Source organism: Marinimicrobium sp. LS-A18, assembly GCF_000463525.1.
Classification (GTDB): Bacteria; Pseudomonadota; Gammaproteobacteria; order Pseudomonadales; family Cellvibrionaceae; genus Marinimicrobium; species Marinimicrobium koreense.
The window spans coordinates 1-3,951 of the sequence record NZ_AWEP01000001.1; the positions used below are offsets into that span (position 1 = coordinate 1).

General features: G+C 60.0%; 4 protein-coding genes. 2 read left to right on the forward strand and 2 right to left on the reverse strand.

What is annotated here, in order from left to right:
• Window positions 1-122: 122 nt before the first annotated feature.
• Window positions 123-1,289, forward strand: coding sequence for an FAD-dependent oxidoreductase (locus N645_RS0100005; RefSeq protein ID WP_024459456.1), 1,167 nt, complete (start codon window positions 123-125; stop codon window positions 1,287-1,289).
• On the opposite strand, the gene N645_RS0100010 is transcribed toward N645_RS0100005, so the two are convergent.
• The gene (locus N645_RS0100010) at window positions 1,276-2,181 is read right to left on the reverse strand and encodes a DUF2971 domain-containing protein (RefSeq protein ID WP_036159628.1); all 906 of its coding nucleotides are present in this window, start codon (window positions 2,179-2,181) and stop codon (window positions 1,276-1,278) included. The genes N645_RS0100005 and N645_RS0100010 overlap by 14 nt on opposite strands.
• A gap of 156 nt (window positions 2,182-2,337) precedes the next feature.
• Between N645_RS0100010 and N645_RS0100015 the strand changes: the two genes are divergently transcribed.
• Window positions 2,338-3,354 carry an aspartate carbamoyltransferase gene (locus N645_RS0100015; RefSeq protein WP_024459458.1) on the forward strand — a complete coding sequence of 339 codons (1,017 nt, stop codon included), beginning with the start codon at window positions 2,338-2,340 and terminating at the stop codon, window positions 3,352-3,354.
• Between the two features lie 10 nt (window positions 3,355-3,364).
• On the opposite strand, the gene N645_RS0100020 is transcribed toward N645_RS0100015, so the two are convergent.
• The coding region (locus N645_RS0100020) for a diguanylate cyclase domain-containing protein (protein ID WP_024459459.1) at window positions 3,365-3,951 on the reverse strand (587 nt) is incomplete at its 5' end.

A 3,951-nucleotide genomic window follows, 5' to 3' on the forward strand; every position in this document is an offset into this window, starting at 1 on the left:
TTTAGGCCAGCGGCCGTAAACCGACAAACCATCCCCCACCTCCCCCAACCGACAAACACCTCCCCACATTCCGCTATACTGACCTCTAAACTGATAAAACGTCTTTCAAGGCTGGAGTCTTTATGCAATACGACGTTGTGGTGGTCGGCGGGGGTATTCAGGGGGTAGGTGTTGCGCAGGCGGCTGCCGCTGCCGGGTACTCGGTTTTACTGCTGGAGAAGACCGCCTTGGCGGCCGCCACTTCCAGTGCCTCTTCGAAGTTGATCCACGGCGGGCTTCGCTACCTGGAATCGGCCCAGTTTGGCTTGGTTCGTGAGAGCCTCAAGGAGCGCGCGCTGCTTCTGGAGCTGGCGCCGGAGCTGGTCAAGCGTGTCGATATGCATATCCCGGTCTATCGCTCCTCGTCCCGCTCGTCCGGAAAGATTTCCATTGGCTTGTGGCTCTATCGGATGCTGTCCGGCTTCGATGATGATTCGGAGTTTTCTCGCGTGCATCGGAGTCAGTGGTCGGCGCTGGATGGTTTGCGGACGGATGACCTGATGGCTGTGTTCCGATACCGGGAGGCGCAAACCGATGACGCCGCTTTGAGCCGGGCGGTCTGGGCCTCGGCTGAATCTCTGGGGGCGGAGTTGGCGATGCCGGCCGAGCTGATGTCTGTCGAGTGCCACCCCGCCGGTTGTGAGGTTGTTTATCGACAGGGAGAAAAGGAGCTTTCCGTTGAAGCGGGGGTGCTGGTCAATTGCGCTGGGCCCTGGGGAACAGAGGTGATCGGCCGGGTGACGCCGGCCCTGACCGGGCCTGAGGTGGATCTGGTTCAGGGGGCGCACCTGCTGTTGCCCCCGGACCTGAAACATCATTTCTACCTGGAAGCCCCCGATGATCGGCGCGCGGTGTTTGCCTTGCCCTGGAACAACCGGCTATTGATCGGTACAACCGAAACACTGCACAAAGGCGATCCTGCGAAAGCAGCCTGTACGCGCGAAGAGCAGGACTATTTGCTGCGGACACTTCAGTACTACTTCCCGTCACTGGATGTGTCGACGTCGGATGTAGAGTCCTTTGCCGGCTTGCGAGTGCTGCCCAGAGCGGACGGTAGTGCGTTTGGTCGTTCCCGTGAGGTGCTTTTTCACGCTGACAATGAGGAGCAGCCTCGGTTGCTGTCAGTGATGGGGGGCAAGCTGACCACGTACCGCGCAACGGCTGAGCAGGTGATCGAGCGGTTGGCCCCGAGCCTGCCGCGCCGCCGTGCGGTGGCAAGCACGCGTGAACTGCCGCTTAATCCCGCTTGATTCGAGTAAACTCGATTTCGTATTTACCCGGAATGGGCGCGGCCTGGAACAGCTTGGCCTCGGGGTACCGCTCGCGCAGAATACCCAGTAAACGCTGACGGGATTCGCGGGGCATAAAGGCGCCAAAATAAGCCGCTGACAGATCGTTTTTTTCAAACGGCCGGTCGTCGTACCACAGGCTGTCATCGGCCTCACGGCTGCTGGCCTGATCCGTCGCGTGATAAAAGATCCGCCACTCCTGCTCGGCTTCCGACATGGCGGGCTTGACCAGGAACTTGTCGGCAAAGCGGGATTGGGCGTTGACCTTTTCCTGGTGCAGAATCGCGTTGATCTGCTCCTTGAACGTGGTGATTTCCGGGCGGTTGAGGCTGTATTCCACCGGCTTGGGGTCGACCAGCGTAGTGTACTCTCCGCAGCGGAAACGCAGCGCGACCCCTCGGTGATGATCCGCAAAGTGCTGCCAAGAAGGAAGGTTCTCGACCTTGGCGCTGAAGCAGCAAATACGCAGCTCGCGGGTAAACTTGCGCCAGTCGGCCATGAGTTCTTCAATGGCGATCTGGCGTTGGTCCACCATCCGGGACATTAGCTCTTTGAGAACGTCTTCGGCTTCCTCCGGGGAGGCGAAACGCTCCTCGTCCCGCCAGCGTCGAATCACGGTGGCCAGCGGTGAGCTGCTCTTAGGCGTCTCACGGGAAAAAATCATGCTCGTGGCACTGCGAATCACCCCATCGAGAAGCGTCAGCGGATCGAATGACAGCGGCGTCTGGTGTGTCAGCTCGAACGGGTCTGCCAATAGGTGAGGCGCGCTCCACCGAAGGCGCTGGGAGCTGAGAATCTGCTCGGCGGTTTGAGCGGAGCAGAATTTCGCCAATGTGTCAGGGTATTCGGCCACAGAGGTTCCTTTGTTCTCGAAGTCATGGTGTGCAGGCGGAGTATAACCAAAATCCCGCCGTCTGATCAGGTTATCGGCCAATTCCCCCATTTTTGAATGGCTCAGGAGGCGCTATACTGAGCGGCAGCTTCAATCTACCGCTTAAAGGATCCTCCCGTGAATTTTACCGGTTCGCATATTCTCTCCATTCAGCAGTTCGACCGTTCCGATATTGAGCGAATCTTCACCGTGGCCGATGCGATGGCCCCCTACGCCTTGCGACGCCGGGTTACCCGCGTTCTGGAAGGCGCCATTCTGGGCAATATGTTCTTTGAACCCAGTACCCGTACCCGGATAAGCTTCGGCAGCGCGTTCAATCTGCTCGGTGGCGAGGTGCGCGAAACCACTGGCATCGAAACCTCGGCGCTTGCCAAGGGCGAATCGCTGTACGACACGGCGCGCGTGCTTTCCGGCTTCAGTGACGTCATCTGCATGCGCCACCCACAATCGGGATCGGTGGCGGAGTTTGCCGAAGCCAGTCGGGTGCCAGTACTCAACGGTGGGGACGGCGCCAACGAGCACCCGAGTCAGGCGCTGCTCGATTTATACACAATCCGCAAGGAAATGGAGTCTCGCGGGCGGGGCGTGGACGGACTGCGAATCGCGATGATCGGCGACCTCAAATACGGTCGGACGGTGCACTCGCTGTGCAAATTGCTGTGCCTGTACCAGGGCGTCCACGTGACTCTGGTGTCCCCGCGTGAGCTGGCGATGCCCGAAGCAATTGTCGAGCAGCTGCGCGAGTCGGGGCACTCGGTCACGGTCACGGAAGATCTGCCCAGCAGCATTGCCAGTGTCGATATCGCCTACTCCACCCGGATTCAGGAAGAGCGGTTTGACACAAAGGAAGAAGCCGACCTCTACCGGGGACGCTTCCGGTTGAATCAGGCCATTTATACGCAGTATTGCGAGCCAAATACCGTCATCATGCACCCCCTGCCGCGAGACTCCCGGCAGGAGGCCAACGAGCTGGATAACGACCTGAATCAGAACCCCAATCTGGCGATCTTCCGCCAAGCGGACAACGGAGTGGTAGTGCGTATGGCCCTGTTTGCTCTGGTCCTGGATGTGGTTGATCAGGTGGATCAGCACGCTCGGGAAGTCAACTGGTTCAACTCCCTGCGCCGGCCTTGATCGGAGGGCGTCAGTCCAGCAGCATTTGCACTTTGGTGCGCAGCTCGGCGGCGCTGAACGGACATTTCAGCCAGCCCACCGGGCCCAGCCCCTCAAGGTCTGACAGAAGGTCGGGCCGCTCGGGGTCATCGGACACCACCAGTATCGGGGTGGATGCTGACTTGGTGCTCCGGGCCAGAAGCCGAAACAGGCTGTGGTCTTCGGCAAAGGCGCTCTCTCCGTCGCTGATGATGACGTCGGGCAGCACATCGCTGGCGATTTCCAGGCACTCTTCGGCGGTATCGGTGGTCAGGATGTTGCAGTGTTGCTGTAGCGGTTCACTGATCTCGCGGGTCCGGTCGGTCCCCCGAGCCACGATCAGCACGGTTTTGTGGGTGGCGACTTCTTCGATCAGTGCCGAGTCGCGTCCCTTGTGCTTGACCCGGTAAAGGGCGCGATCGGCGCACTTGATGACCTCCTCCAGCGTATGCCCCATCGAGTGGTGACAGGTCGCCCCGCCAATACTGACGGTGACGCAGTCACCGACCGGTGAGTGTCGGTGCTCCAGGGACAGCTCCCGCACGGCCCGATTGATGCACTGGCCAATATGGCGGGCGC

Excerpts from the sequence above, each read along its gene's own strand:
- N645_RS0100005 (WP_024459456.1), top strand. The coding sequence starts at position 123 with ATGCAATACGACGTTGTGGTGGTCGGCGGGGGTATTCAGGGGGTAGGT.